This window comes from Actinomadura geliboluensis (assembly GCF_005889745.1).
Lineage (GTDB): Bacteria > Actinomycetota > Actinomycetes > Streptosporangiales > Streptosporangiaceae > Spirillospora > Spirillospora geliboluensis.
The window spans coordinates 1-1,380 of sequence record NZ_VCKZ01000735.1 but is presented as its reverse complement, the minus strand read 5'-3'; the positions used below and the strand labels follow the sequence as shown (position 1 = coordinate 1,380).

Below are 1,380 nucleotides of genomic sequence, written 5' to 3'. Positions count from 1 at the left end.
GGCCCGCTGCACCCACCCCTCTCACAGGCGAATCCGAGCCGGCGAGTGCGCACCACGTCCGGGTCAGGTTCGGTATCGATGCTCCGCACCCATGCGTCACTCCAGCGCATCAGCTCCGAGAAGGGCGTCCTGACGACCGCCTCGGGACATTCCCGGGCCGCGGGTTCAGGGCCCGCCGCCGGTGGCGGCGTCGATCGCTTCGAGTTTGTCCTCGTTGAGGACGTAGAGGACGCCGGATGCGACGACGATGCCGCTTCTGACGTCCGAGTCCGGGGTCCAGCGCTGGTGCCCTGTTCGCGCGTCGAAGGCGATGAGCGTGTTGTCGTCTGGCCGGAAGGAGCGGTCCTTGTGGGAGGCGACATAGACCGTGTGCCCCTCGACCCCGGCGAAACCCGCTCCCGAGTCGAGGCGCTTGTGCCATAGGCGCCGGCCGGTCCTGACGTCGATCGCCGCCAGCGAAGTTCGCTCAACGGTGTGGATGAAGCGGGTATAGCTGTTGTTCCAGTCAACGTAGGCAATGCCGCCCGTGGCGAAGAGGCGCCCAGAGGTCTCATCCGAGATGGGGGACTTCCAGAGTTGACGCCCGTCCGAACCTCGGAAGGCGTAGAGAGTGCCGTCTTCGAGCACGTATAGATCCGAGCCCGCCGTGGTCATTTCGGGGTCGTCGACATCATTCGCACCGTCCGAGCTCGGCAGTGCGACGTCCCAGCGACGGCGGCCCGTGTCCGCGGCATATGCGCGGATCCGATATCCGTCTTCGGCCTTGGTGGCCGTGTAGACGTTCGAGTCGCCGGCCGTGAAGGTCGCCACCCGTTCGGTCGTCGCGCGCCAGCCTTCGCCGGATTCGGCCGCCAAGGAGACCAGGACGTTCTCGTCCTCATCCTTTCCGGACGTGACCGCGATGATGCCTCGCTCGGTGACCCCTATGTCGGATGTGCAGGCACTGGCGCGGAGCGTCTTGCTCCAGATCCGGGCTCCGGTGGCGGTTTCGACGGCCGACACCCGCGCGCCGGCCTGCCCGTCGATCTTGTCGATCACCAGGACGAGGCCCGAAGAGCCGGGCCGGGTCGCGCAACTGTCCGCACCCATCGGGATCCGCCAGAGCCGATGCCCCGACCGCGGATCGAGGGCGCTCAGCCGCGTCGGGCTCCAGACGACGAGCACGGCGCCGTGACGGCCGACCACCACTTCTCTCTCGCCTGCCTTGGACTCCCAGCGCCGCCTGCCCGTCCGCGCGTCATGAGCGGCGGTCCCGTCCTTCTTGCCGATGTAGACCAGCCCGTCGGAGACGACGGCGGCTCCGACCGCGTCATCGACGGACCACGGCCGGAAACCTCCATCCCGCCCCGAGCCCCCCAGATCCAGCACGGTGAAGATGAT

At 68.0% G+C, this 1,380-nt stretch carries 1 protein-coding gene; it reads right to left on the bottom strand.

The features are described from left to right. Positions 1-165 precede the first annotated feature (165 nt). Positions 166-1,380 (bottom strand): outer membrane protein assembly factor BamB family protein (locus ETD96_RS43905; RefSeq protein WP_171069551.1); only part of this gene is annotated, 1,215 nt, incomplete at its 5' end.